At 74.7% G+C, this 23284-nt stretch carries 17 protein-coding genes; 3 read left to right on the plus strand and 14 right to left on the minus strand.

The window, feature by feature from the left end:
• Window positions 1-60 precede the first annotated feature (60 nt).
• From AB0I21_RS33770 to AB0I21_RS33810, 9 genes are all read right to left on the minus strand, one after another.
• The gene (locus AB0I21_RS33770; RefSeq protein WP_360567239.1) at window positions 61-507 is read right to left on the minus strand and encodes a hypothetical protein; all 447 of its coding nucleotides are present in this window, start codon (window positions 505-507) and stop codon (window positions 61-63) included.
• Window positions 504-1871 carry a hypothetical protein gene (locus tag AB0I21_RS33775; RefSeq protein ID WP_360567241.1) on the minus strand — a complete coding sequence of 456 codons (1368 nt, stop codon included), beginning with the start codon at window positions 1869-1871 and terminating at the stop codon, window positions 504-506. Before AB0I21_RS33775 ends, AB0I21_RS33770 begins: the two co-directional genes overlap by 4 nt.
• Window positions 1872-1975: 104 nt before the next feature.
• A complete protein-coding gene (locus AB0I21_RS33780) occupies window positions 1976-3190 on the minus strand; it encodes a hypothetical protein (protein ID WP_360567243.1) in 1215 nt (404 codons plus the stop codon).
• Window positions 3187-4254 carry a hypothetical protein gene (locus tag AB0I21_RS33785; RefSeq protein WP_360567245.1) on the minus strand — a complete coding sequence of 356 codons (1068 nt, stop codon included), beginning with the start codon at window positions 4252-4254 and terminating at the stop codon, window positions 3187-3189. Before AB0I21_RS33785 ends, AB0I21_RS33780 begins: the two co-directional genes overlap by 4 nt.
• A 17-nt stretch (window positions 4255-4271) precedes the next feature.
• Window positions 4272-6305 (minus strand): hypothetical protein, encoded by a 2034-nt coding sequence (locus AB0I21_RS33790; RefSeq protein ID WP_360567247.1) that lies wholly within the window; start codon window positions 6303-6305, stop codon window positions 4272-4274.
• Complete coding sequence (locus AB0I21_RS33795) at window positions 6286-6474, minus strand: hypothetical protein (RefSeq protein ID WP_360567249.1); 189 nt, start codon at window positions 6472-6474, stop codon at window positions 6286-6288. Before AB0I21_RS33795 ends, AB0I21_RS33790 begins: the two co-directional genes overlap by 20 nt.
• 174 nt (window positions 6475-6648) lie before the next feature.
• Window positions 6649-9021, minus strand: a complete 2373-nt coding sequence (locus AB0I21_RS33800; protein ID WP_360567251.1) for a hypothetical protein — start codon at window positions 9019-9021, stop codon at window positions 6649-6651.
• Window positions 9018-12185, minus strand: coding sequence for a tubulin-like doman-containing protein (locus tag AB0I21_RS33805; protein WP_360567253.1), 3168 nt, complete (start codon window positions 12183-12185; stop codon window positions 9018-9020). The genes AB0I21_RS33800 and AB0I21_RS33805 overlap by 4 nt, the downstream gene beginning before the upstream one ends.
• Window positions 12186-12214: 29 nt before the next feature.
• On the minus strand, window positions 12215-14437 hold the full coding sequence (locus AB0I21_RS33810) for a vWA domain-containing protein (RefSeq protein ID WP_360567255.1): 2223 nt from the start codon (window positions 14435-14437) through the stop codon (window positions 12215-12217).
• A 153-nt stretch (window positions 14438-14590) separates the two neighbouring features.
• On the opposite strand from AB0I21_RS33810, the gene AB0I21_RS33815 reads away from it, so the two are divergent.
• The gene (locus tag AB0I21_RS33815) at window positions 14591-14857 is read left to right on the plus strand and encodes a hypothetical protein (RefSeq protein ID WP_360567257.1); all 267 of its coding nucleotides are present in this window, start codon (window positions 14591-14593) and stop codon (window positions 14855-14857) included.
• A gap of 85 nt (window positions 14858-14942) precedes the next feature.
• On the opposite strand, the gene AB0I21_RS33820 is transcribed toward AB0I21_RS33815, so the two are convergent.
• The 3 genes from AB0I21_RS33820 to AB0I21_RS33830 form a co-directional block, all read right to left on the minus strand.
• On the minus strand, window positions 14943-15608 hold the full coding sequence (locus tag AB0I21_RS33820; protein ID WP_360567259.1) for a hypothetical protein: 666 nt from the start codon (window positions 15606-15608) through the stop codon (window positions 14943-14945).
• Window positions 15609-15624: 16 nt separating this feature from the next.
• Window positions 15625-17250: a CHAT domain-containing protein gene (locus AB0I21_RS33825; protein WP_360567261.1), complete on the minus strand. Its 1626-nt coding sequence runs from the start codon at window positions 17248-17250 to the stop codon at window positions 15625-15627.
• Window positions 17251-17439: 189 nt separating this feature from the next.
• Window positions 17440-18453, minus strand: a complete 1014-nt coding sequence (locus tag AB0I21_RS33830) for a hypothetical protein (RefSeq protein WP_360567263.1) — start codon at window positions 18451-18453, stop codon at window positions 17440-17442.
• A 295-nt stretch (window positions 18454-18748) separates the two neighbouring features.
• Here AB0I21_RS33830 and AB0I21_RS33835 point away from each other — a divergent pair, with 295 nt between their 5' ends.
• Window positions 18749-19600, plus strand: coding sequence for a hypothetical protein (locus AB0I21_RS33835; protein WP_360567264.1), 852 nt, complete (start codon window positions 18749-18751; stop codon window positions 19598-19600).
• A gap of 98 nt (window positions 19601-19698) precedes the next feature.
• On the plus strand, window positions 19699-20295 hold the full coding sequence (locus AB0I21_RS33840; protein ID WP_360567266.1) for a LuxR C-terminal-related transcriptional regulator: 597 nt from the start codon (window positions 19699-19701) through the stop codon (window positions 20293-20295).
• A 72-nt stretch (window positions 20296-20367) separates the two neighbouring features.
• Here AB0I21_RS33840 and AB0I21_RS33845 read toward each other — a convergent pair whose 3' ends face one another.
• Together AB0I21_RS33845 and AB0I21_RS33850 are read right to left on the minus strand one after the other, a co-directional pair.
• Window positions 20368-20604 (minus strand): hypothetical protein, encoded by a 237-nt coding sequence (locus tag AB0I21_RS33845; protein ID WP_344511402.1) that lies wholly within the window; start codon window positions 20602-20604, stop codon window positions 20368-20370.
• Window positions 20605-20654: 50 nt separating this feature from the next.
• Entirely contained in the window at window positions 20655-23204 is a 2550-nt protein-coding gene (locus AB0I21_RS33850; RefSeq protein WP_360567268.1) for a caspase family protein, read from the minus strand.
• Between the last annotated feature and the right edge of the window lie 80 nt (window positions 23205-23284).

Here is a 23284-nt window from a genome sequence, read left to right on the forward strand (position 1 = left end):
GGCCTGGTCACCACCGGGAAGCGCGGGCGCGCCGGCCCGGAAGCCGGCGCGCCCCCTGTGTCAGGACTGGACGTTGACGATCTCGCGGCCCGTGTTGGCGTAGAAGTACTGGTAGCCGGGGCTGCGGACCTGGATCTCACCGAGGGCGTACGCGTCGCCCACCTTGAACGGTGCCGGCGAGGCCGTCACCGGGACCTTGACCTTCTGGGTGTAGCCGGTGCAGGCGACCTCGGACGTGCGGTTCGAGCCACCGGTGGTGATGTTGCCGACGGCCTGGGTGACGCTGACGTAGCCGGTGAAGAGCCAGCCGGCCGGGCAGCTGACGTTCAGGGTCACGACGGTGGCCGCGCCATTCGCCTTCAGCTGGGCCTGCTTGGCGATCTTCACCGTGCCGTGGCCCGGCGACTCGGACTGGAGGTTGACGGCCGCGCCGGCCGGGACGGCGAACGCGAGCACCCCGCCGACCGCGAGCGCGGCGACGCCGAGCTTGGATTTGGTGACCTTCATGATGTTTCCTCCCCGTTGGGTGGTGGTGCGGACTCTTCGCCGTGGGAGGGACCCGCGATGCCCACCAGGACACCGACGAGCAGCGGGACGACCGCCAGCTCCCACAGGAAGTCAAAGGCGCTGTGCAGCGCGAGCGCGGCGATGGCGGCGACCGCCCCGGCCCACAGCGGGATGGGCACGCCGGCGCGCCTGCCGGCGCGGACGTGCAGGATCAGGGCCGCGACGAACGCGAGCAGCAGCACGAGGCCGATCGCGCCCAGGTCGACGAGCCACTGCAGGTATTCGTTGTGGACCCACCGGCTCACGACCAGCTGGCCGGTGTGGTCGATCCAGAAGTACCGCCCCTGCCCCGGGCCGCTGCCGGCCAGCGGGTGGGCGGCGACCAGGTCCAGCGCCGAGGACGTCGCCCCGAACCGCCCGCGGGAGGCGAGGGTCGCCCGCCGGGCGAGCAGCGCGTCCAGCCCCGCCACGTGCCGCAGGCCCAGCAGCGCCGCGACCGCGAGCACCGCGCCGGCGACCGGCAGCACGAAGGCGGGCAGCCGCGGCAGGACCAGCGCCACGACGGCGCCGGCGACCAGGCCGCCGACCGCGAGCAGCGGCCGCGGCGACGCGCCCGCCGGGAACGACGGGATGAGCGCCGCCAGGGCCACCCCCGCGCCCAGCAGGGCCGGGACGGCGTGGCGGAGCACGGTCTGTACACCGGCGGCGGCGGCGAGCACGACCAGCCCGGCGGCGAACGCGAGCGCACCCGCCCGGCTCAGCGTCGCGGCCAGCCCCACCTGCGTGAGATAGACGGCGCAGGGCCGCCACCAGACGTGTGGATCGTCGACCGTCAGCGCCAGCGCCAGCAGCGCGGCGGCCGCGAGGACCGCCGCCGCGGCGTTGGAGTAGGTCAGCGTGGACGCGGCGCGCCACATCGTCGACTCGACCAGCACCGACCAGCGCTCCAGCCGCCACGCGACGCCGGCCCAGCCGGTCACCGCGACCAGCGTGCCGAGCCCGACCAGGCCCGACATGAGCCACTGCCGGGCAGCCGGGCCGGTCAGGCGCACCGCCGCGAGCGCCGCGACGAGCGTGGCCAGGCTCGCCGCGACCGCGGCCACGACCGGCAGCCCGCCGCTCACGACCCCCCGCAGCAGCGCCCACGCGACGACGGCACCGGCGGTGCCGAGGATCGCGACGAGCCCCGTGAGCAGGTCCCGCCGGGCGTGCAGCGCGAGGCCGAACGCGACCGCGGCCAGCACGGTCACCAGCGTCCTGCCCGGCAGGTAGAAGCCACCCTGAGCGACGACGCCGGCGGTCGCCGCGGCGACCAGAGCGATGTGAGACAGGACCGGATCCTGTTTGAGCACAAGCGTTTCCACCAGCACCACCCTTCCCCGTCAGGGTGCCTGTGCCGGAAACAGTATCGACGTCCGCGAAGATTCGCAGACCCCTATCCGATACAACCTTTTGGGCCGCCCAGGCGTTACAGGACCCCGGCCGGCGGGCGCTGGGCGGCGGCGAACAGCAGGCCGAGCGCCGCGAACGTCACGACGAAGCTCGCCCCGTCGGCCGCGAACGGCAGCGTGGTGAGGGTCGGCGGGGCCGGCAGCCGGAGCACCCCGACCAGCAGCGGCGCGAGGAGCGACGCGAGGACCTGGCCGCCGAGCGCGACCGCCCACACCCGCTGGAACGCGTGCCGGTCCGGCAGCTCGGCGTCGGGGCGGGCGGCCCGCGCCGCCAGCAGCCCCACCTGCAGCGCGAACACCAGGACCAGCAGCGTCAGCACCAGTTCGCCGGCCCGCCCGCCGACGTCGGCCAGCGACACGGCCCCGGCCGTCTCCCGCGCGACCCCGACGAGATCCCGGGCGGGTGCCGGCTCCCTGACGGCGACCTTCCACGGGTCGAACAGCCACAGGACCGTCGTGACGGCCGCGACCGCGGCGACGCCGGTGCCGATCGGCCGGAAGGTCGCGGTCCACGACGACCGCCACAGCACCCGTCCCGCGCCGAGCACCGCGCCGGCCGTGGCGCCGCACACGAGGGTCGCGGCGCCCGGGTCGCGGGTGAACGCGTAGACGGCCAGCGGCGGCACGGCGACGACGTGGGCCCTGACCGCCTCCCGCATGACCCGGTCCCGGCGCCACATGCACCCGAGCACCACGGCGCCGGACACGGCCGCGGCGAGGACGGCCGCGGGGAGGGCCTGCCGCCAGTACAGGCGCGGCTCGAGCACGCCGTGCGGGGTCGCGACGACGGCGGCGACCGACCCGGCGAGCAGCACGCCGACCGTGGCGATCCAGAGCATCTGGTGCACCGGCCGGCGGGCGACCTCGTACGCCGCGAGGAACAGCAGCGCCGAGATCATGAAGACGACCCATTCGAGGCCGGGCACCACCGGCTCGCGGGCACTGAGCCGCAGCACGAAGCCGATCTGCGCGAGCAGCATCGCGACCAGCAGCAGGCCCCGCAGCTCGCCGGCGCCGGTGGCGGCCAGGCGGGCGGAGCGGGCGGCGGTGATCAGGAACAGCCAGCCGCACAGGCCGACGCCCGCGAACGCCGCCCAGGCGACGCGCGGCAGGTCGGGGTCCCTGGCCGCCCACGCGAGGGTCAGCAGCAACGCGGCGAGCGCCTGCAGGCCGGCGCCGGCCGCGTCGCGGTACCAGTGCGGGTCCCGCAGCACTGCCCGGACGGCGCTCACAGCGCCGCCCCCAGGTACATCAGGAGCATCACGAACAGCGCCGACCCGATCGCCAGGCTGAGGACGAACACGGCGTACTCGCTCTCCTCGGTCCGCAGCTCCGCCTGATGGCGGGCATCCGGGGACCCGGACGGCGCCCCCACCGGCTCCGGCATCGGCGGCTGCTGCGGTACGGGCTGCGGCCCCGAACTCGGCACCGGCTGCGGCACCGGACTCGGCACCCCCTGCGGTATCGAATGCGGCACCGGCTGCGGTATCGAATGGGGCACCGCCTGCGGCAGCGGGTGCGGCACCGGCGGCCGTCCGTTGTGGGCGGTCCGGTGCGGGACGGCGACGCGGTACAGCGCGTCGTCCACGACCCGCGCGGCATGGTCGCGCGCCAGCGGGTCGACGTACTCGGGCCGGTTGACGTCGATCCACGACAGGTCGTCGCCGCCGTAGCCGCGCGACGACGCCTCGGACGGGACGAACACGATGCGCGGCAGGTCGGTCCCGGCCACGCCCGCCTCCGCCGTCGAGAACGTCCACGGTGGACACTCGTCGGGCCGGAAGCAGCGCTGCGCGCCCCACAGCAGCGCCCGCCGGTACTGCTCGGGCGCCACCACCGCGAAGCGCCCCTCGGCGCCGTCGGTGAGGAGCCCGGCGACGAAGGTGACCAGCCGATCGTGGCACTCCTCGAGCGCGGCGAGGATCGTGGCGTCGTCGTCGCTCACCGCCCGCCATCCCGGTGGCATCCCCGGGAACGGGCCTTCGCCGTCGGTCCCCTCGACCGGCTCGGCGTCGGTGCGGACCCTGACCGCGTCGGCGAACGTGAGCAGCCGCGGCGGCCCGAGCAGGGCCCGGGTGCGGGTCGAGGCGCGGTGGTGGCCGTCCTTGGCGGGCCAACGGTGCAGCAGCGCCATGACGTCGTCGTACTGCAGGTAGCAGGTGCTGCCGGTGTCGTACTGGCCCTGCGGCAGCGACAGCCGGGGCAGCAGACGGTCGTACCAGAGCTCCTGCTCCGGCCTCGGCAGCGAAGAGCGGGCGGTCATGAAGCCCTTCGCCTCCGACCACTGGAACAGCATCGTGTGCACCTGGCCGCTCACTGCGCACCCCGGTGCAGCGTCCCGGCGGGCAGCACGTCCAGCTGCGCCAGCAGCGAGAGCAGCGGCTCCAGGCAGCGCTGCGGCCGGGCGCCCCGGGGGAAGCGCCCACCGGAGTCGGCGCCGCCGCCGGTCGCCGAGGCGAAGTGCAGCGTGCAGTCGCGGAAGCGGGCGAATGGCGCGAGCAGCCCGGTGCGCCCCCGGCGGTGCAGATACGCGTAGGCGTCCCGGCTCTCCTCGACGACCCGGTCCCAGTCCAGCGGCGGGACGGCCGTCGAGCGGGCGCGGATCCACCGGTCGACCGGCTCCTCGAAGCGGCCCAGGTCGCTCTTCGTCACGACGATCGCGGCGGGCATGTCGAGCCGGCCGTCGGGGCCCTGCCGGGTGGCGAGCCGGTCGATCACCGCGCCGAACGTCGCGTCGATCGTGTCCATCTCCGGGTCGGCGACGAACAGCAGCGCGTCGACGGCGGACAGGAACTGCGCCGCCCGGGTGCGCTGCTGCCGCGGCTGCAGGGTCTCCCCGGCGACGTCGAAGAACATGAGCGGCCGCGACCGGCCGTTGACGGTCACCACGACGCCGTCGGTGTATTCGACCTCGGCCACCGCGCCGGTGTGCGGGAGCATGGTGCCCTGGTCGTACAGCGGCGTGATGTGCTGCTCGCGGAAGCTGTCGTGCCCGGCCATGTCGACCGCGCCGGTCATGACGTTGAAGTTGGTCAGCCCGCCGGCGTCGATGTCGCGCACGATGCCGGCGAGCAGGTGCGTCTTGCCCGCGCCGGACCTGCCGATGACGGCGACGTTGATCGGCCTGCCGCTGCGCAGGTAGCCCACCGGCAGGTAGTGGTCGGGGCCGTCGCCGGCCCGGTTCGGGCAGCGCTGGATCGCGTGCAGCAGCAGCGACTCGCGCTGCGCCTCGGACAGGTCCGGCGTCAGCTCCAGCGCCCGGTACTTGCCGTCGACCCAGCGGCGCAGGTTCGTCCCGGTCCACTGCACGTCGTCCAGGCACAGGTAGCACCGCCGGGGTGGGTACTGCGCCTCGGGCGCGGCCTGCGCCGGCGGCCGCGACCGGAAGAACCCCCGCCGGGCCGGGCGGGCCTCCTCCAGCGCCGCGGTGGCGCGGGCCGCGCCGTGCCCGCCCGGCACACGGCCGGACCGCAGCTCCTCGTAGCGGCGGCGGCCGGCCGCCAGCCGGTCGTCGGGCTCGCCCGGGCGGCCGACCGGGGACGCGATCGACAGCCGCGCGAGCGCCTCGACGGCGGTCGGCCGGCGCGCGGCGACCGGCTCCAGCATGTCGCCGAGCAGCGCGCCGAACCGCGGCCCGAGGTCCTGCGGGCGGGGCGTGCCGTTCAGCGTCCCGGACACGATCCGCCCGAGCAGCACCCCGACGCTCCAGACGTCGTCACGAGGGTCGGCGTTGCCTTCGCCGGTACGTTGCTCCGGCGGGCTCCACGGCCCTTCGCCGAGCGGCTCGCGGGGCTCCCCGGCGAGCGCCGCCCAGGGGAACCCGTCGAGGTAGGCGTGGTGCCGGTCCCAGCGCACGGTGTCGGGGCTGATCGCCCGGTGGACCACGCCGACCGCGTCGAGGCGGGCCAGCGCGGTGAGCACGTCCACGAGCACCCGGTCGATGTCCTCGTTGAGCAGCCGGCCGAGGTGGCCGGCCAGCGGTTCGCCGGGCACCGGCTGCCAGAGCACGAACGGCTCGTCCACGTCGACCTTGTAGCCGACGATGCGCGGCAGCAGCGGCCGCTGGTCCCGCTCGCCGAAGCGGCGGTGCAGGCGCAGGCCGGCGCAGATCTCACCGTCGAGGCGGCGCTCCCAGGCGTCGCGTTCGCCGGGGGTACCGCTACCGACCAGCCGGCGCTGCAGGACCTGGTATCCGCCGCCGGCGGCGAGGTGGCGGGTGCGGAACCGGAAGCCGCCGTTGTCGAACGGGCCGCCGGAGTCGCCCGGGTCGCTCAGGACCGGCCAGGAGACCTCGTCACCGGTCGGCGTGGTGAAATCCAGGACCTCGTCACAGATCGCGCCGGACATCCCGGCCACCTCCGTCCTCGTCGGCGCGCCTGTCGCCCGCCGTGCCGTCCCGCTTGCCGGCAGGACCCGCCGGATGGATCAGGCCCTCGGCGGTCGACCAGGCGGCGTACAGGCCGGTGAGCGTCAGCACGCCCGCGACCAGCGCCTGCCACGTCCCCATGTCGGTCATGCCGCCACCTCCGCTGCGCTCCGGCGCCGGCCTGAGCCAGACCTGCAATACCGATTCGCAGCTCCTCCGCTGCGCTCCGGGCCGCTCATGCCGCCACCTCCGCTGCGCTCCGGCGCCGGCCTGAGCCACACCTGCAATACCGATTCGCAGCTCCTCCGCTGCGCTCCGGGCCGCTCATGCGGTCGCCTCCAGCTGCTCGAACTCGACGCGGGCGCGCAGCGGCACCAGGTGCAGCATCCCGGCCGACGTGCCGGCGGTCGTCCAGACCAGCTCGGCGGGGCGCGGCCGGCGCCCGGGGTCCAGGCCGTCGACCGCGTCGGCGATCGCCTCCTTGGCGCTGCCGGGCGCGAACGCGACGACGACCGCGCCGGCCGGGTCCTTGCCGATCAGCTGCAGCTGGTCGTCGGCGCACAGCTGCTGCACCGGGCCGTCGTCCAGCGCCGCCCGGCGGAAGTCGTCCAGGCCGCGCCACCAGGTGAGGACGAGCTGGTCGCGGTCGCCGCGCGCGGGCCAGCGGGGCGGCGGGTGCTGGATGCCGTCGTGCCGCACGTAGCGGTCGTAGCCGGTGGCGAGGTCGCGGGCGTCCTGCGCGACCCGGTCGGGCACGCCGTCACGCTCGCCGCGCCTGATGTCGGCGGCGCCGCGCTCCACACAGTCGACGGTGAGGGTGACGAGGTCGTGCCGGACGATCGCGTTGACCGCGCCGACGGTCGTCGCCGCCGTGTAGGGCGTCCCCTGCGGGCCGGCGTCCAGCGCCGATCCGTGCGCGAGCAGCTCGTCGCCGAGCGAGTCGAGCGTGCTGCCCAGCGTCCGCACGGCGTCGGAGGCGCGGGTACGGGCGTCGGTGAGCACCCATTCCACGGTCGCCTCGTCGTACACGTCGGTGAGCGCCCGCACGAGCCGGTCGGGCTGGCCGGCGGGCAGCCGCAGCCGCCACGCCGCGACCAGGCGACTCCACCACAGGCCGGTCGCGGCGACGGCGAGCAGCACACCGGCTCCGGCGCAGGCCCAGGCGACCTGCGCCGGCACGGGCGGGTCGTCGCCGAGGTCGTCGCCGAAACCGCCACCGAGGCCGCCACTGAGCAGCAGCGCGGCGCCGACCGCGGGCAGCGCCGCGCTGATCACCAGTACCAGCGCGACCATGGCGACGTCGCGGACGGCGGCGCGGCGGACCAGCCCGATCCGGTTGCGCCGGCCGCGCAGCAGTGCGGCGCCGAGGACGAGCAGCGCCACCACGGCACCGCCGAGCCCGGCGGCGACGGTGCGGCCGAGCGGCGACCCGGCCGCCGGGACGAGCGCGAGCAGCGGCGCGAGCACCATCAGCAGCGGCACCAGCGGGCTGCCGAACCCACCCGGCATCGCCGGGACGGAGCTCAGCTCCGCGAGGCGCTGGTCGGGGCAGGCCTGGTCGACGGACTGGACCCGGACCGCGCTGCCGGCCGGGCGCAGCGCGCTGGCGGTCTCGAAGATCTCGGTGACGAGCTGCCGCAGCGGCCGGCCCATCCCGATCCCGCCGAGGGTCGTGCGCAGGACCTGGTCGACCGCGGCCGGCTGGTCGGTGGCCGGCCCGCCGGGCGGCGGCGGCAGCGTGACCCCCTCGGCCCGCAGCTTGGCCCGGCGCTGCTCGTCGGGGCCGGCGTCGCCGGTGAGCAGCAGCCGCCGCAGCGCCTCGCGGTAGGTGTGCAGCGTCTCCGCGGACCGGCGGAACAGGCCCGGGATCCCGGGTCCGCGCTGCGGCAGCAGCGGCTGCCAGGGGCGGCCGGCGGTGGCGAGGGCCGCGCCGAGCGCCCGCGCGGCCCGTTCGGCGTCGCCGCGGGCGTGCCCGAACTCGCCGGTGGGCTGGGTCGGGTCCGGGTGCCCGAACCGGCGGGCCAGCTCGCCGCCGAGGGCCACCGGATCCTGGCCGCCCGGCTGGGCGGGGATGACCCGGTCGCCGCCGGTGACGATCGCCTCGACGGCCCGCCGCTGGGCGGCCACGAGCACGTCGCCGGCGACGCGGTTGGACACCACCCGCACCCCGGGGACGGCGACCCGCGACGGCATGGCGGCCGCGCGGGCGGCCACCTCGTCGAAGAGCTCCTTCGCGGTCAGCGCCTCGAGGAGGTCGTCGAGGTGGTTGTACCCGGCGCCGGCCGGGACGAGGACGACGACCGGCGCGGGCCCTTCGCCGGGGTTCCAGGTGATGCCGTGCTCGTCGCCGACCCACAGGACGGTCGTGACCTCGTTGCGCAGGATCGTCGGCAGCCGGACCGGCACGCCCGAGGCGTCGTCGGCCATCCCGACCGCGATGCACACGACGTGCCGCACGGCCCCGGCGTTGCGCACGACGGTCAGCGCGTCACTGTGCGCGAGCAGGTCGACGGCCCGGTCGACGACGACGACCCGGCTCAGGTCGACCTCCCGGACGCCGCCGTCCAGCCCGGCGCCCCGCTGCCGCACGTACTCGTTGAAGGTGCGGCACGCGGCCAGCGCGGCGTACTCGGTGCGCAGGTCGACCAGGAGCGTCCGGCTCTCCGGTGCCTGCGTCGTCAGCGTCGTCGTGGTCATCGCTTCGTCATCCCGGGCATCGGGACGTGGCGGGTCAGCACGGTGTGCTCCAGCTCCTCGAACGTGTTGCCGCTCGGCGCGGTGCCGAGGAAGGTGCGGCGCCGGGCGGCGGAGAACGTGTCCCGCCAGAACCCGAGCAGCTGCTTGCAGTACGGCTGGGTGCCGGCGGGCAGCCGCTCCAGCATGTCCGTGAGGATCTTGATCTCGCGCTCGACGACGACGTCGACGACGTGCACGTAGAGCGGGTCCGGGTCCTCGATGATCGTGGCGAGGCCGTTCGGGGCGGTCTCCATGAGCTTCTCGCAGAAGTTCAGCCGGATCACGTTGCTGTCGGTGAGGGTCCATTCCTCGTACGCGCGCAGCAGGCTGCCCCACGAGGAGGCGGCGCCGAACGGCTGCAGGTCCAGGACCATCCCGGTGGACGCGGGGGCGCCGCGGCGGGTGACGACCTGGATCCCGGCCGGCGAGTCCCGGTCGCCGCTGACCGTGATCTGCCCGTTCCACAGCGCGGCGAGGAACCGCTGGAGGATCTCCACGCGGTGCCGTTCGGTGGTGGCGAGCCAGTCCTGGTCGTACCCGAGCCGCTGCCGCCACGGGAGGTAGTGCTGCGGCTTCGGTGCCTTCGCCGCCTGGGACCAGTCGAGCAGGACCTGCCGCACCTCGGCGACCTCGGTGACGCCCATGCCGCCGCGGGCGAACACGACCGTGATCAGCTCGGTGTTCACGGCGCGGAACTCGGGCGGCGCGACGTTGTGCCCGTGCGGCAGCTTCAGCGTCTCCCGCAGGAACCGCTCGACGTCGTCGTCGGGCGCGCCGGCCGGGTACACCACGAGCGTGTCCAGCTTCCCGGTGCCCTCGGGCACGAACGCGGCCGGGATCATGCCGGCGAGCGCCGAGACGAACCACTGCACGTCGTTGTGCGCGACGGCCGCCTCGTCACGGGTCGCGGCGGCGCGCAGCAGCTGGCTCATGTGCGGCAGCAGCGGCGCCTCCTCCTGCTGCTGCTCGCTGCCCCGCAGGATCTGCACCACCTGCTGCTTGAGCAGGCCGAGCAGGATCTGCAGGCCGTGCTCCGGGCCGCGGCCGGGGGTGAGGCTCTCGGTGAGCGCCGCCCGCCAGCCGTCGGGACCGAGGACCGCGGCGATGATCTCGCCCTCGGTCGCGTTCGGGCGGATCTTCTTCGCGGCGTACCGGTCGGCGAGCCGGCGCAGCATCCGCTCGTAGGTCAGCTCCAGCTCGGTCCGCAGCGGCAGCAGGAACGTGACGCCGACCCGCGACCGGTAGAGCTCGTCGGCGCGCCGGTTGTAGTCCTCCTCGCTCTTGCCTGCGTGGTTGGCGAGGGCGTCGACGAGCGCCCGCAGCTTCTGGCCGAACCGGTCGACCCGCGGGTGCCAGAGGGCGCGGTGGTCGTTCCAGGCGGCGTGCCAGCAGCGGTTGGTGCGGTAGCGGTACCAGGCGTTCTGGGTCTCGATGCTCTTGCGCACGGCGGGGTCGGCGACGGTCACCCGGATCACCCCGCCGAACCCGTTCTTGATCGCGGCGGGCTGGGGCGCCTGGATGCGCCAGTCCTGCGACGGCGGCTCGGGCTGCTGCCGGCGGTTCTCCATCACCCCTTCGACGCCCATCTTGTCGATCTGCTCGGCGAGGGCGGAGTCGCCGCAGAAGACCCGCTTCAGCCGCAGCAGGTCGATCTCGTTGAGGACGTGCAGCGCGCCCTCGACCGGGTTGAAGTCCCGGGCGAGCTCCGGCGACCGCCGGGCGAGGGACTGGTCGAGGCCCGTCAGGCCCTCCTCCATCCGCTTGACCCGGGTGCGCAGCATGTTGACGATGTCGGTGGCGCCCCGCACCGCGGCCGGCTCGCGGAACGGCTGCTCCTCCCGCGCCCACACGGCGCCGACGCCGGAGGCGTTGAAGAAGTTGCGGATGTGGTCGAGGTTGGACTCGGCCCGCCCGGGCGGCGCCGGCAGCAGCTCCCGCACGCCCCTGGCCAGCATCCGGCCGGCGAACATGTCGGCGAGGTCGTCGAAGGGCACGGTCAGCGACCCGACCAGGCTGGTGGAGACGCTGCGCTGGCCGATGCCGGTCTTGGAGATCAGCTGCCGCTCGTGGCTGCCGTTGATGAACGTCGCGGCGAAGGACTGCTGGCTGTCGGTCCCGCCGATGGCCTGCTTCGGCTGCTCCAGGCCGACCAGCGACAGGATCAGCGCGACGATCGAGCGGTGCAGGTCCTCCCGGTCGATGCCGGCGGTCTTGCTGAACAGGAACGCGGTCTGCGCCGCGCCCAGGCGCATCAGCACGTCGCCCTCGTTGGGGTAGGTCACGTGCAGACCGCGGCTGACCAGCTCGGCGCTGAGCGCGCCGTGGTTGCGGTTGTCCTGGTTGAGGTCGTCGATGAGGCGGAACAGGTCCAGCAGCGACCGGCCGGCGTTGAGCGAGGCGGCCATCCCGCCGCCGCGGCCCTCGTCGAACGCCGACGGCATCAGCACCAGCGGGTAGATGTTCGCCTTGACGTTCGCGCGGGCGAACGCCGAGTCGATCAGGTGCAGGTAGTCGTAGAAGATGCCGGCGCCGGTGCCGCCCGCGACCGAGAACGCCACGAAGACGTCGACCGGCTGCAGCGCCGTCTCCAGGTCGCGGTTGAGCACCCGCAGGTCCGCGGCCGAGGTGTTGATCGCGCCGATCGCCTGCGTGATCGGGTGCCGGACCGCGTCGATGTTCTGCGAGACGGTCTCGAAGATCGCCGCCCGGCCCACCGTCGGCAGCTGCCCGGCGCCGAGCCCGAGCGGCACCACCATCGGCTCCCGCTCGGGTCCCGGCAGCCAGCTCTCCACGAAGTCCGGGGCCTGGATCCGCAGGTTCCGGGCGACCTGCGGGTAGCTCTCGAACGGCGGCAGCAGGTCGTACGCGTAGGAGGCGGTCTTGCTCGCCACGTCCGCGTAGGACTCGTTCGGCACCGAACGGCGGCGGAGCTGGCTGAGCTCCTCCTGGCTCAGGTCGGCGTAGATGAACTGCAGGCAGTGCGGCAGCTCGTACGGCTGCAGGTGCTGCAGGTTGTACTCGGGGCCACGCAGCCGCATACCGTCGGCGCCGCACAGCTCCTCCCGGAGCCGGCGCTCCAGCTCCGCGCCGACCCGGCAACCGGTGCCGCCGAGGCCTACGAACATGACCGGGTGATAGATATGCATGGGGTCCCCTAGAGATATTCAGGCGCTCGGTTGGTGGGGCTGGTGCCTTCGTGCTGGGGCGGGTCGTAGTCCCGCTGCTTCGGGACCTGTCCCGAGTCCCGCACCGCGATCGAGTAGCCGCCGGGCAGGTGTGGCAGGTCGACCGCCGGGCCGTCGGTGAGGAGCTCGAGCGGCTTGCCGGCGCCGGGGTGCTCCAGCAGCACCCCGCTCTTGCCGCCGCGGCGCGCCGTGTAGGGACCCTCGCCGGTGTTGGTGGACCGCAGGCCCGCCGGGTCGCGATGGTCCTGGGGCACGAGGATGTCGAAGTCGAACCGGTTCGAGCGGTGTTCGGGCTCGGGCCCCAGCACGCCTCCTTGCTGCTGGTTGCCGCGGTACAGCGCGAACTGCAGCCCCCTGACGTCCTGCCCCCGGACCCGCGCGACGAGCATCAGCGCGGCCTTGACGGCGGCGGCGGCCAGCAGGACCGCGGCGCCCACCAGCCACCAGAAGTACCGCTGCGGCCAGGACGGGCGCTCGGTGACGGTCACGCCGAGCGGGGTGTTCGTCAGCACGTCCCCGCTGGCGGCGTCGACGAGCTGCAGCACGCCGCCGGACGGGCCGACGGCGTCCTTCGCGAACGCCAGGCTGAACTTGAACTCGCTCTGGCCCGGTGCCGCCGCGGCCGTGGCCGGGGAGACCGACACCGACCCGCTCCGGTTGAGGTCCTTGACGAGCAGGCGGACCTCCTTCGGCGCGGTGCCGCGGTTGGTCACCCGGACGACCCCGGACCGGGTCGACCCCGCCTCCGCGGGAGCCCGGTCGAAGGCGATCTGCGCGTTGACGTCCGTCGGCTTGCCGGGCTCGAAGGTCTCGGAGTGCTCGTCGGCGGCGACGCCCGTGCCGCTGGCGACGCCGCGGACGGTGTACCGCCCGGAGGCGTTCGCCGGGAGCTGGAACGAGGCGCTGTAGATCGCGTCGCCGGCCTTGGCGTCCGCGTCCTTGCCGTCGTCGAGCAGCGCCACGCTCGTGTCGGCGCCGGCGCCGGTGAGCCGCGCCGAGAACGTCAGCCCCTCCAGGATCTTCGGGTCGGTGATCTCCAGCGAGCGGGTGTGCGGGCGCATGTACACGGTGAAGGCCTGCCCCGGCGCCGGGCTCGGCGGGTCGAGGACGAACACCGAGCGCAGCACGCCCTGCCACAGCGCGCTCGCGGTGACCAGCTGCTTGGACATCCCGCCGGGTGCGACGAGCTTGACGGCCCAGTCCCCCGGCTTCGGGTTGCGGATCCGCAGCGCCTCGACGGTGCCGCTGTTGCCGGCCAGCTCGAAGGTCGAGCCGTCGGCCTCGCCGCTGCTCGGTGCCTTCCGCCCGTCCGGGTCGGTGAAGGTGACCGACACGGCGGGGTCGGCCTTGTAGACGGTGATGGTGCCGTCGGTCGCGATGGCGGGGATCGGCACCTTCAGGGTGACCTCGCCGCCACCGTCCAGGGTCGTCGGCTCGGCGAACGAGCTGCCGCCGCACCGAGCGGTGGCGAACGCCTCCTGCATCGACTTGAGCAGCCGCGCGCCGCCGGAGTCCTGGACCAGCGTGGCCTTCGGCGTGACCTCCCGGCCGTCGCACTGCGCCCGGCCGCCGTTGGCGGCGAAGAACTCCAGCATGGTCTGGTCGATGTCGCCGCCGAAGCCGAGCGGCCACACCTGGACGCCGCGCTCCTTGGCCTTCGGCAGGACCTGCCGCCGCAGCAGGTCCTCGGCGTGCTGCTGCTGGGCGGTGTCGTTCGGCCCGTAGGAGGTGTCGCCGCGCACGTCGAGCCGGCCGTCGGTGAGCAGGAACAGCACCTTCGGCCGGTCGCTGCCGCCGAGGTCGGAGATGCCCTGGTTGAGCGCGGCGACGAAGTCGGTGTCGTCGCCGTCGCCGCCGGCGCGGAGGTTGATGTTCTGCTGGATGCACCGGCCCATCGCCTCGCGGTCGGCGGCGCCGGCCCCCGGCCGCAGCTCGCACCGCTGCGACTCGACGGCGGGCTTCGTGCCCCTGCTGGCGAAGCCGAAGACGATCACCCGCGACTGCGCCGACAGCTCGCCGAGCGCGATCGTGGTCGCGGCCGCCTTCTCCTGTATGACGGCTTCCGGGCGGAGACTTCCCGACTCGTCCACCGCCACGACGACGTCGATGGGCTTGACCTCGCCCTCTTCCGCGGCCGCCGGCCCCGCGCCTGCGAATACACCGGCACAGGCGGCCAGGGCGACAAGTGCCACCCGTGCAGATACGCCTCGCGTCACGGTTTGCCGTCCTCTCTGCGGTCGAACCCCGTTTCGCCGCATCCCTGACGGACAGCGCTTCCGGCAGCACGTCTCCGCGACCGGTCGCGGTCGCATGTCCGTCAGTCAGGACGGATGGAGGGCACCTCGATGGAGGGTTTTCTCGCCGGTACGGGCGGCGTGGACCACCCGGCCGCGATGGACGGCGGCGGGCCGGGTGAGCCGTTACGGCTGGGGGTCGCCCTGGGCGTCGTCCTGGGGCTCGCCGGCGGGGGCGTCGGCCTCCAGGGCGCGGCGGCGGGACTCCACGGTCTCGGCCACCGCTTCGGCGTCCGCGCCCGACGCCACGGCGGCGTCACGCAGCGTGCCGAGCTCGGCCCGCAGGAGCTGGGCAAGCTGGTCGCGCTGCTGCGGTGACAGTTCCATGGCACACCGAGGTTAACAGCCACCGGCCCGGCGGGCCGAGCGCAGCGGCGAATGACGGGTCGCCGCGGCCGTCGGGTCAGGGCGGTGCATCCGGCCGGAGCGCCCCGGCGGTGCGGGTGGGGGCGAGGGCGGCGGCGAGCCGGGCGGCGTACGGGCCGGCCGCCCCCACGAACGCGGGCGCCGCCGAGGCGACGGTGGCGGCGGCGGGGTGACCGGCGGGCAGCAGCTCGGCCGCGGCCAGCAGGTGCCCGGCCGCGGTCACCCGGTCGGCGTCGCCGGCGCCTGGCTGCAGCCGGGCGCGCAGCAGGTGGGCCACGGCGAGGACGAGCCGGTCGACGCCCGCCGTGGCGGGGTCCGCGTCCTCGGCGCCGTAGACGATGGTGGTCGCCAGGCCCACGAGCTCGTCGACGGCCCCGGCCGCGGGAGGCTCCACGGCCGCCCCGACCAGCACGGCGGCCAGCACGTGCAGCGCGCCCGGCCCGTCCGCGGCCCGGTCCGGGGCCTGGTCCGACGCCTGGTCCGACGCCTGGTCTGAGGCCTGGTCTGAGGCCTGGTCTGGGGCCTGGTCCGACGCCTGGTCCGACGCCTTCTCTCGGGCTTGGTCTGGGGCTTGGTCTGGGGTGCTTGCCGCCTCCGTGGCGAGGGCCGACACCGTGTCCAGCAGGACGAACCGCAGCGCGTCGAGGTCGAGCGGGGCGGCGAGCCGGGCACGCAGGGTCGGGGCGTCCGTCGGGGTGTCCATCGCGCCGCCCGCCCCGTCACTGCCCACTGTGGACGAGTCCGGCCCACGCCGCGACCCGCGCCGGGTCCGTGCCGGCCAGCCGGCGGGTCAGCGCCTCCGGCATCGCCGGCGGGACCTCGCGCCGGGGGTCGAGCATCCACAGCTGCGCGCGGCGCAGCGCGTCCCACGCCGGGCGGCGCTCGACCATGAGGTGGTGGTGGAACATGTACACGAGGACGGAGGTGTCCTGGTCGGGGGCGCTCCACTGGGTGGACAGCACGGTGCGGACCCCGGCGGCGAGGAACGCGGCGCCGAGGCCGAACGCCGCGTCGTGGCCGCGCCCGGCGACGCCCGTGCGGCAGGCGGCCAGGACGACGAGGCCGATGGCCCGGTCCGGCACCTTCGCCAGCAGCGCCACGAGCTCCTCGGCGGTGAGCCGCCCGTCCGGCCCGGCGAGCACGAGGTGCGAGGTGGTGTCGCCGGCCGCCGGCTGGCTGACCCCGTGGCAGGCGAGGTGCAGCATCGCCCCGGCGCCGGGCCGGCCGCTGGTCAGCCAGTCGCGCACCTCGGCGGCGGTGCCGGCGCCCGACGCGCTGGTCGTGCCGTCGGGTCGGCGGCCGACGTAGCGGGCGCCGGGGTAGAACGAGCGGTGGACGGCCTCGGCCCCGATCCGCGCCGCGACCAGGTCGATGGTCCCCTCGCCGGTCCGCGGGTCGGCGACGACGAGGCCGACGGGCAGGAGCGGCACCGCGGACGCCGCCGCCGAACGGCACAGCATCCGCGCCGAGACGGTCTGCGAAAACGCCACGAGCCGCACGGCGTGGGTCCCGTCGCCGCGCCGCGCCGCCTGCCACGGCACCCGCGCGAGGTCGCTCACCGGCACGAGCACCACCCGCGGCGGCCGTCCACCGGCCGCCGGCGGCAGGGCCGGCAGGAGCCGCTCCACGAGCGGCCCGACGGCGGCCCCCCAGGCCCAGTCGCACAGCGCGTCGAGGCTCCCCGCGACGGCCTCGCCGCCCGGCGCGGCGGCACCCGGGTCCGGTGCGCAGACCGCGGCGAGCAGACGCTCGACGCCGGCGTCGGGGACCAGGCCCGGCAGCGCCATCAGGCTCGGCGGACCGACGGCCGGCACCATGACCGCCCAGCCGGGCATCCGGTCGGTGCCGGGCACGAGGTAGACGAGCGCGTCGGTGTCCAGGGCCGCGAGTGCGGCGCGGATGTCGGGCAGCCCCGGCGGGTCGAGCAGGCCGGCGAGCGCCGGGTCGCCGCCGTCCCCGTCGCCGTCCCCGTCCTCGGACAGCGCCGCCCGAGCGGCGGTGCGCAGGTCGGCGGGAATGCCCCCGGCGCCGCCGGTGACCATCCGCCAGCGGGTGGCGAGTCCCGGCCGCCCGGCCCGGTCGAGCCGGGCGGCGACGTCGACGAACTCCGTGGCGGCGAAGAGCGCGAGCCCTCGCCCGACGTCGAGCGCCTGCACGGCCGCGGCGAGGTCGTCGCCCACGAGACAGCGACGGGCGATCTCCAGCGCACTGCCGGCGGCGTCGCGGGCGGCCGCCCGGGCGGCGGCCGCGTCGCGCTGGAGCAGCACGTCCCAGGCACAGCGGCGCAGCCCCGCCGGCACAGCGCCGCGCGCGAGGACGAACCCGGCGTCCAGCGGGTCGTGCATGCCGTCCTCCTCCATGAGTCCCGGCAGCCGTGTTTATGCCGCCATCTCCACCACGCCCCACCACCCGACGAACCGGCCGCGCCGCCTTCGCCGCACACCGCTGGACGGCCGGGGGTCAGCCGCGGGTGGAGGACGTGTTCCGGCGGCGGCGCGGCCGGTGTCCGGCCGCACCGCCGCGGGTGGGACGGGTCATGCCTGGAGGTCGATGCCGAGGATGTCCAGGACCGCCCTGGTGATGCGGGCCATCGCCGTCTCGTCGGCGAGCAGGAGCGTGATCCGCTCGCCGGGGTCCGCGCCGGTGCCGGGGACCAGGTCCAGGTCCTCGGCGCCGCTGCCGGAGCGGAAGGTCAGGTCCAGGACGATGCCGACCGCCTCGACCGGGTCCTGGCCGGCCCGGATCCGGCGGTCGATCGCCTGGACCGCGGCCGCCGCCAGCTCGGCGAGCCGGGCGTCGTCGTTGTCGTGGCGCTCGCTGAGGGCCAGGTGCGGCTGCTCGAACAGGGCGGCCGAGTCGGGGTCCGAGCGGGGCGATGGCGTCACAGGTGCCTGCTTTCTGCCGAGCGGTCGCTCGACGAAGTTCGCGTACCACGTCGTGCTCTGCCGCATCGCCGCGAGGACGGTCTCCACGTCCGCCGCGACCGCCCGCTCGCTGCCGAGCGGCTCCCCCGTGACCTTCGAGCGCAGCTCGGCCCACGCGCTCAGCGGCCAGAGGCCGGTGCCGGCGGTGGCCGAGACGCCGACCCAGACGAGGATCTCGATGGCCAGCGTCGTGTGCCACGGGTCGTGGCGCAGCGCCGTGGCGAGCCAGGCGGGCATCCGCGGACGCTGGAGCGCCCCGACGGCGCCCCGGCGGCGGCGGTGGCCGTCGACGGTCGCCGGGGTGAGCCGGCGGACGATCCAGCCTTCGAGGTTGTGGATCGGCACCTTCGCGTTGCGGAGGAGGTCCTCCATCACCGCCTCGACGTCGTCCTGGAACCGATCGAGGCAGTCGGGGCGCAGCCCGGCGATCGACGCGGCGCACGTCGGATGTCCGCGCTGCAGCTCGAAGCGCCGGGTGTGCTGTTCGAAGACGAGCGGCCAGACGACGTCGTAGGCGCCGGCCGTGAGGGCGGTGTAGTCGTTGCTGCCGATGGTGTCGCTCGCCCGGTGTGCCAGCTCGCCGACGCGGGCGAGATCGCGCACCGTTTCCGTCGATTCGGGCACCTCAGAATCCTTTCGCCTGCTAATGCTGCAACAGTGCCCGAGCGCCCCCGCACCGGAAAAGACCATTACGCAAAAGATCCCACTACCCGCATCCAATGACGTTCCTTCGGCTTTCTGCCGTCCGTCGATCGGACGGGTCCCGGCACCCGATATCCCGACCCTTTCATTGGACAAGTACTGGCCAAGTTCTGCGCAATAGTGCGGACATTGAAGAGTGACGTGGTCTGAGCGCCGGAATGGGGGCTTACGCTGGCGCCCGTCGAATCTTCGCGGGAGCAGTTCGAGAGGGGGACCGGTGTCCGCAGAGGACGATCTCGTGCGCGAGCTGGTGCGGATCCGCCGGGGGTGGGGGCTGGACAGCCACGACCTGCGCGCCCGGGTCGGCGAGCGGCTGGCCGCGCTGTGCGGTGTCGAGCCGACCGACAGCGACCGCGACGTCCGCGACCGGCTGCTCACCTGGCTGGGCTCGCACGTCGTGGACCTCCCGGCGGAGCTGGCCCGCACGACCGCGGTGGCGTTCGCGCTGGAGCGCGGCGTCCAGCACCGGCACCTCACCCAGCGGGTCGAGTGGCTGGCCCGGGAGCAGTCGTGCGCGCCGCGGACCGTTCGCCGGCGGATGGACCACGCGCTGCGCCTGGTCGTCCGGGCCGCCCTGAACCGGCAGGAGCACCGGGGGACGGCCGGCCGGCGGCTGCGCTCGCTGCGCGCCGTGCTGCACCTGGGCGACGGCATGCTCCAGCTGCACGAGGCGTGCGAGACCGTCGACGTCACCGAGCCCGCGGGCCGCCGTCCGGCGAGGCTGCCCGCCACGCACGAGTCGTGGCTGTCGCAGGGTAGGACCGGCTCGCACTACACGGTGGTGCCGCTGGTGCCCTGTGCTCGGTTCGAGGTCGAGGTGCGCCTGTCGCCCGGCACCCGCCTGCGCATCCACCGGCTGGAGGCGGCACCCCCGGGCAGCGCCGGCGAGGAGCCCCCGGCCGTGGGGACCGCCGGCGACGCCGTACACGCGGAACAGGACGACCGGGACGGGCAGGACGGGCGCCGTGGGCTGCGGCTGGTCTTCGACGACCTGGTGCCCCGGCACGGCTACGGGCTGGTGTGGACCGGCGGCGAACACGTCCCGTCCCCCTCTCCCCCGATGGACTAGTCATCGCGTTCCGGCGCCTAGTCAACGTTGCCGATATCGATCGTCTCCGCAGGTCGAGAGGCTTCTTGCGTACCTCTCGAGCGACGAGGAGCACGCAGATGACGACCCTTCGACCGACCTTCGAACCGGAGCCGGAGCCTCTGCACGCGGTGCTGGCCCGGCTCGTGCACCACGTGCTGAACGGCCCCGTCGCGCCCACCACCCGGCGGCTGCTGCACACCGCGTCCGGCGGCGACCCTCAGCTGCTGCGGGCCCTGGTGACGAGCGCCCTCGCCGACGGGACCCTGGTGTGGCAGTCGGGGCGGTGGCGCTGGGCCCCGGACCTGTCGCAGGCGAGCCGGACGACCGGCCTGATCGAGGCCCGGGCGTTCACCATGAAGCCCGACCAGCTGGCCGCCCTGCGGACCCTCACCGCCACCGGCGCCGAGCCGTTCGCGGCCGTCACCCAGGCGCTGGGCGACCGCACCGACCCCGGCGACGCCACCGACGAGACCCGGCTGACCCGCCGCGAGCGGGAGGTCCTCACGATGCTGGGCAGCGGCCTGAGCACCAGGGGCATCGCCCAGCGGCTGTGCCTGTCGCAGCGGACCGTGGCCAAGCACCAGGAGAAGGTGTACCGCAAGCTGGGCACCTCCGACCGGCTGACCACCGTCCTGCGGGCGCAGCGGCTGGGCCTGCTGAAACCCGGTGCGTGAGCCGCCACGCAGGCAGGGCCCGGACGCCGCACCCGGCGTCCGGGCCTCGGGAGCGCAGCGGCTCCGGGAGCCTCAGGAGATCTCGCTCGGCCTGGTGTCGCGGTCCAGCTCGTCGCCGTCCACGACGACGACCTCGGCGACGCGGCCGTTGAGGTACACGGTGACCGGCCGCTCCTCCTTGTCCAGCAGGGCCAGCCGGGCGGTGGTGGCGCTCTCCATCGCGGACTGGACGTTCTGGACGACGGAGGTGAACTGGTCTGCGTGGATGCCGTACTCGTGCTGGCCGATGACGATCCGCTTGGTGCCCATGACGGTCTTCCTCTCAGAAAGGTGGAGCGTTGCGATGGACGCCGGGCAGCTCAGGCGACTGCCTCGACGGTGAACGAGAACGAGAAGTCCTGCGCGCGGCGCAGGGTCCCGTCGGCCGGGTGCCGCCCCGCGCCGAACCCTTCGTGGGCCAGCAGGGAGGTCCGGTAGAGCCCGATGCTGTCGCCGACGGCCCGGCGCAGCAGCTTGTAGGCGACGTTGACGACGACGGCCCCGGCGCCGATCGCGGCGACCGCGAGGGCCGCCTGCGGCGCGGCGAGGGCGAGGCCGGCCAGGGTCGTCGCCGCGCCCTGCACCTCGGGGTCGCCGAGCTCGGCGCGCATCATGTCGCTGAGCTCGAGACTTCCGGCCGAGTCGCGGGACACGAAGACCGCGATGTCGAGGAAGTCGGTCGCCGGCCCGTGGTAGACCAGCAGCTTGTCCAACGGCAGCCGGTCGCCGTCGCGGACGTTGGCGAAGCGCTGGGTCTGCGCGGTGTAGACCGGCATGCCCGGGTGCGATCCGCCGGTCAGGACCACGGCGTCGACCCGGACGTCGGCGCCGAACAGGGCCCGGTTGCGGTGCACGACCAGCTCGCCGAGGCGGACGGCCACCCGTTCGGGCGCCGCGTCGCGCGCGGTGAACGACGGCGTGAACAGCCGCGCCGCCGGGTCCGGACGGTCGTCGATCGCAAAGGCGACCTCCTCGGCCACCGGTGCGGGCACCGGGCTCAGGTCGAAATCGATGAAGCGGACGGTGTACTGGATCTGCGGGCCGGACGACCTCACCATGTCGCGCGTGCCCCCTACAGCGATCTGACGGACAAGCTCCTCGAGCGGCGACGGCCAGTAGCCCTTCCGGCTGGTGTACGCGGCGCCCTGCTCCAGCACGGACAGGTCCTGCGGGCGGTCCGACGCCACGACGACGAGGCTCTCCGGGCGCACCGCGCTCGTGTCCAGACCGTCGGACCAGCTCAGCGGTACACCCTCCAGCCGCCCCGTCATGTCGTCGAGGCCGAAGAGGTAGTACTGCCCCGGGTCGAGGCGGATGCCCGACGGGCTGAACCTGGTCTGCAGGCTGATCGCGCCGCCGACGCCGATGTCGACGAGCGCGACGTGGACCGTCCGCTCGCCGGTGTTGCCGATCCGCACGAAGACCCGCTCGTCGCGGTACAGGACCTCCCCGGTGTGGCGCAGCGGCTGCTCGGCGCCGTCCACGACGCGGCCCCACTCCAGGCTGATCCGCGCGTCCAGGGCGAACCTGGGGTCGTCGTGCAGCTCGCGCAGCCGGGCCGCGCGGGCGAGCCGCACCAGGTCGATCTTGACCAGGCCGGCCTGCGAGCCGCCGGCCGGGCGGGGCGGGTGCAGCGGGCCGAACCGGTCCCGCAGCGCCATGCCGCCGGCGCCGTCGAGGACGACGTCCGCGACGGTGGCCTCGCCCCGCTCCGCCGGTCGCAGCAGGGGCGTCGTGCCGATGGCCAGGCGGAGCTCCTCGGCCCGCGGGTCGTCGGGGATCCCGACCGGCAGGCTCGGCTCGGACGAGCGGGTCTGAAACGCCCGCGCCCCGGGTGGCACGGCGGTCCACGTGCCGGCGAAGGTCACGTGGGCGTGCACCTCCAGGGACCCGACCCGGTCGACGACCGCCGACCCGACCGCGTGCGCCGGGTCGGCCTCCATCGCCCCGGCCGGCATGACCGCGAACTCGTCGCCGAGCCGGATCCCCAGCAGCGGTGCGACCTGCAGCGAGATCCGCTCCGGGTTGGCGCCCGGCACGACCCGCAGCGCGCCGGCCGCGTCCGGGACCCGGGTGGAGAAGATCACCCGGTCGGCGGCGACCCCCTCGGCCTCGGGGCGCTGCGCCGGGGCGAGCGCGAGGACCTCCCGGCGCACCCGGTCCATCAGCGACGACCAGGTCACCGGCAGGTCGCCGGCGTCGCGCAACGCCCGGACGAACGCGTCGGTGAACATGCCCGTCCGCACGCCGTGGGCGTTCGTGTACTCGTACGCGGCCTCCTCCGGCGCGCAGGCGACCAGCCGCACCGCGAGGTCGCTGCCCAGGATGTCCCTGGGGAGCCCGCCGAGGCGCTTGAACCTGTCGAGCTCCTCGGCGACGTGCTCCTCGGCCCACTCGTACGGGTAGTGCAGGGCCTTGACCCTGAAGTCGTCGCGCGACACCAGCGCGGAGTGACACGCGTCGATCATGACCGCGACGTTGTCCGTCTTCCCGGTGAGCAGCGCGAGCAGGCTCGACAGGGTGGCCGCCGTGATGCCCCGGAAGTCGCCCTCGGTCGACTTCTCCAGGTCGTTCGGCACGATGAACTGCACCGAGGGCCGGCCCTGCCGCGACGGGTGCCGCTCGTCCGGCGGGGCGAGCAGCCGGCCGCCGTGCCCGCTGTAGTAGACGAAGACCGAGTCGCCGGCGCCGGTCTGGGCGATCAGCTGCTCGTAGGCGTCGAGAATCCCGGCCCGCGAGGCCGCTTCCCCGGTGCACCGTTGAATGGCGAATTCCCGCCGCGAGAGCGCGTCGGCCATCGCGTCGACGTCGTTTTCAACTCCGGCGAGCCCGTTGGTCTGCGCGCCGATCAGCAATGCCTTCCGCGCCACAACGCCCCCTCAGCAAGGTGGGTGAAGAAATCCACCCCGGACGTTATTGGCTGCGCGGTGCGGCAGTCACTAGCCGACGA

This window comes from Dactylosporangium sp. NPDC050588, assembly GCF_040654975.1.
Lineage (GTDB): Bacteria > Actinomycetota > Actinomycetes > Mycobacteriales > Micromonosporaceae > Dactylosporangium > Dactylosporangium maewongense.

Bases quoted from the DNA above. Each gene is read 5' to 3' on its own strand.
- AB0I21_RS33800 (WP_360567251.1), bottom strand. From the start codon at position 9,021: ATGACCACGACGACGCTGACGACGCAGGCACCGGAGAGCCGGACGCTC.
- AB0I21_RS33770 (WP_360567239.1), bottom strand. From the start codon at position 507: ATGAAGGTCACCAAATCCAAGCTCGGCGTCGCCGCGCTCGCGGTCGGC.
- AB0I21_RS33785 (WP_360567245.1), bottom strand. From the start codon at position 4,254: ATGCTGTTCCAGTGGTCGGAGGCGAAGGGCTTCATGACCGCCCGCTCT.
- AB0I21_RS33790 (WP_360567247.1), bottom strand. From the start codon at position 6,305: ATGTCCGGCGCGATCTGTGACGAGGTCCTGGATTTCACCACGCCGACC.
- AB0I21_RS33840 (WP_360567266.1), top strand. From the start codon at position 19,699: ATGACGACCCTTCGACCGACCTTCGAACCGGAGCCGGAGCCTCTGCAC.
- AB0I21_RS33845 (WP_344511402.1), bottom strand. From the start codon at position 20,604: ATGGGCACCAAGCGGATCGTCATCGGCCAGCACGAGTACGGCATCCAC.
- AB0I21_RS33805 (WP_360567253.1), bottom strand. From the start codon at position 12,185: ATGTTCGTAGGCCTCGGCGGCACCGGTTGCCGGGTCGGCGCGGAGCTG.
- AB0I21_RS33825 (WP_360567261.1), bottom strand. From the start codon at position 17,250: ATGCACGACCCGCTGGACGCCGGGTTCGTCCTCGCGCGCGGCGCTGTG.
- AB0I21_RS33795 (WP_360567249.1), bottom strand. From the start codon at position 6,474: ATGACCGACATGGGGACGTGGCAGGCGCTGGTCGCGGGCGTGCTGACG.
- AB0I21_RS33820 (WP_360567259.1), bottom strand. From the start codon at position 15,608: ATGGACACCCCGACGGACGCCCCGACCCTGCGTGCCCGGCTCGCCGCC.
- AB0I21_RS33815 (WP_360567257.1), top strand. From the start codon at position 14,591: ATGGAGGGTTTTCTCGCCGGTACGGGCGGCGTGGACCACCCGGCCGCG.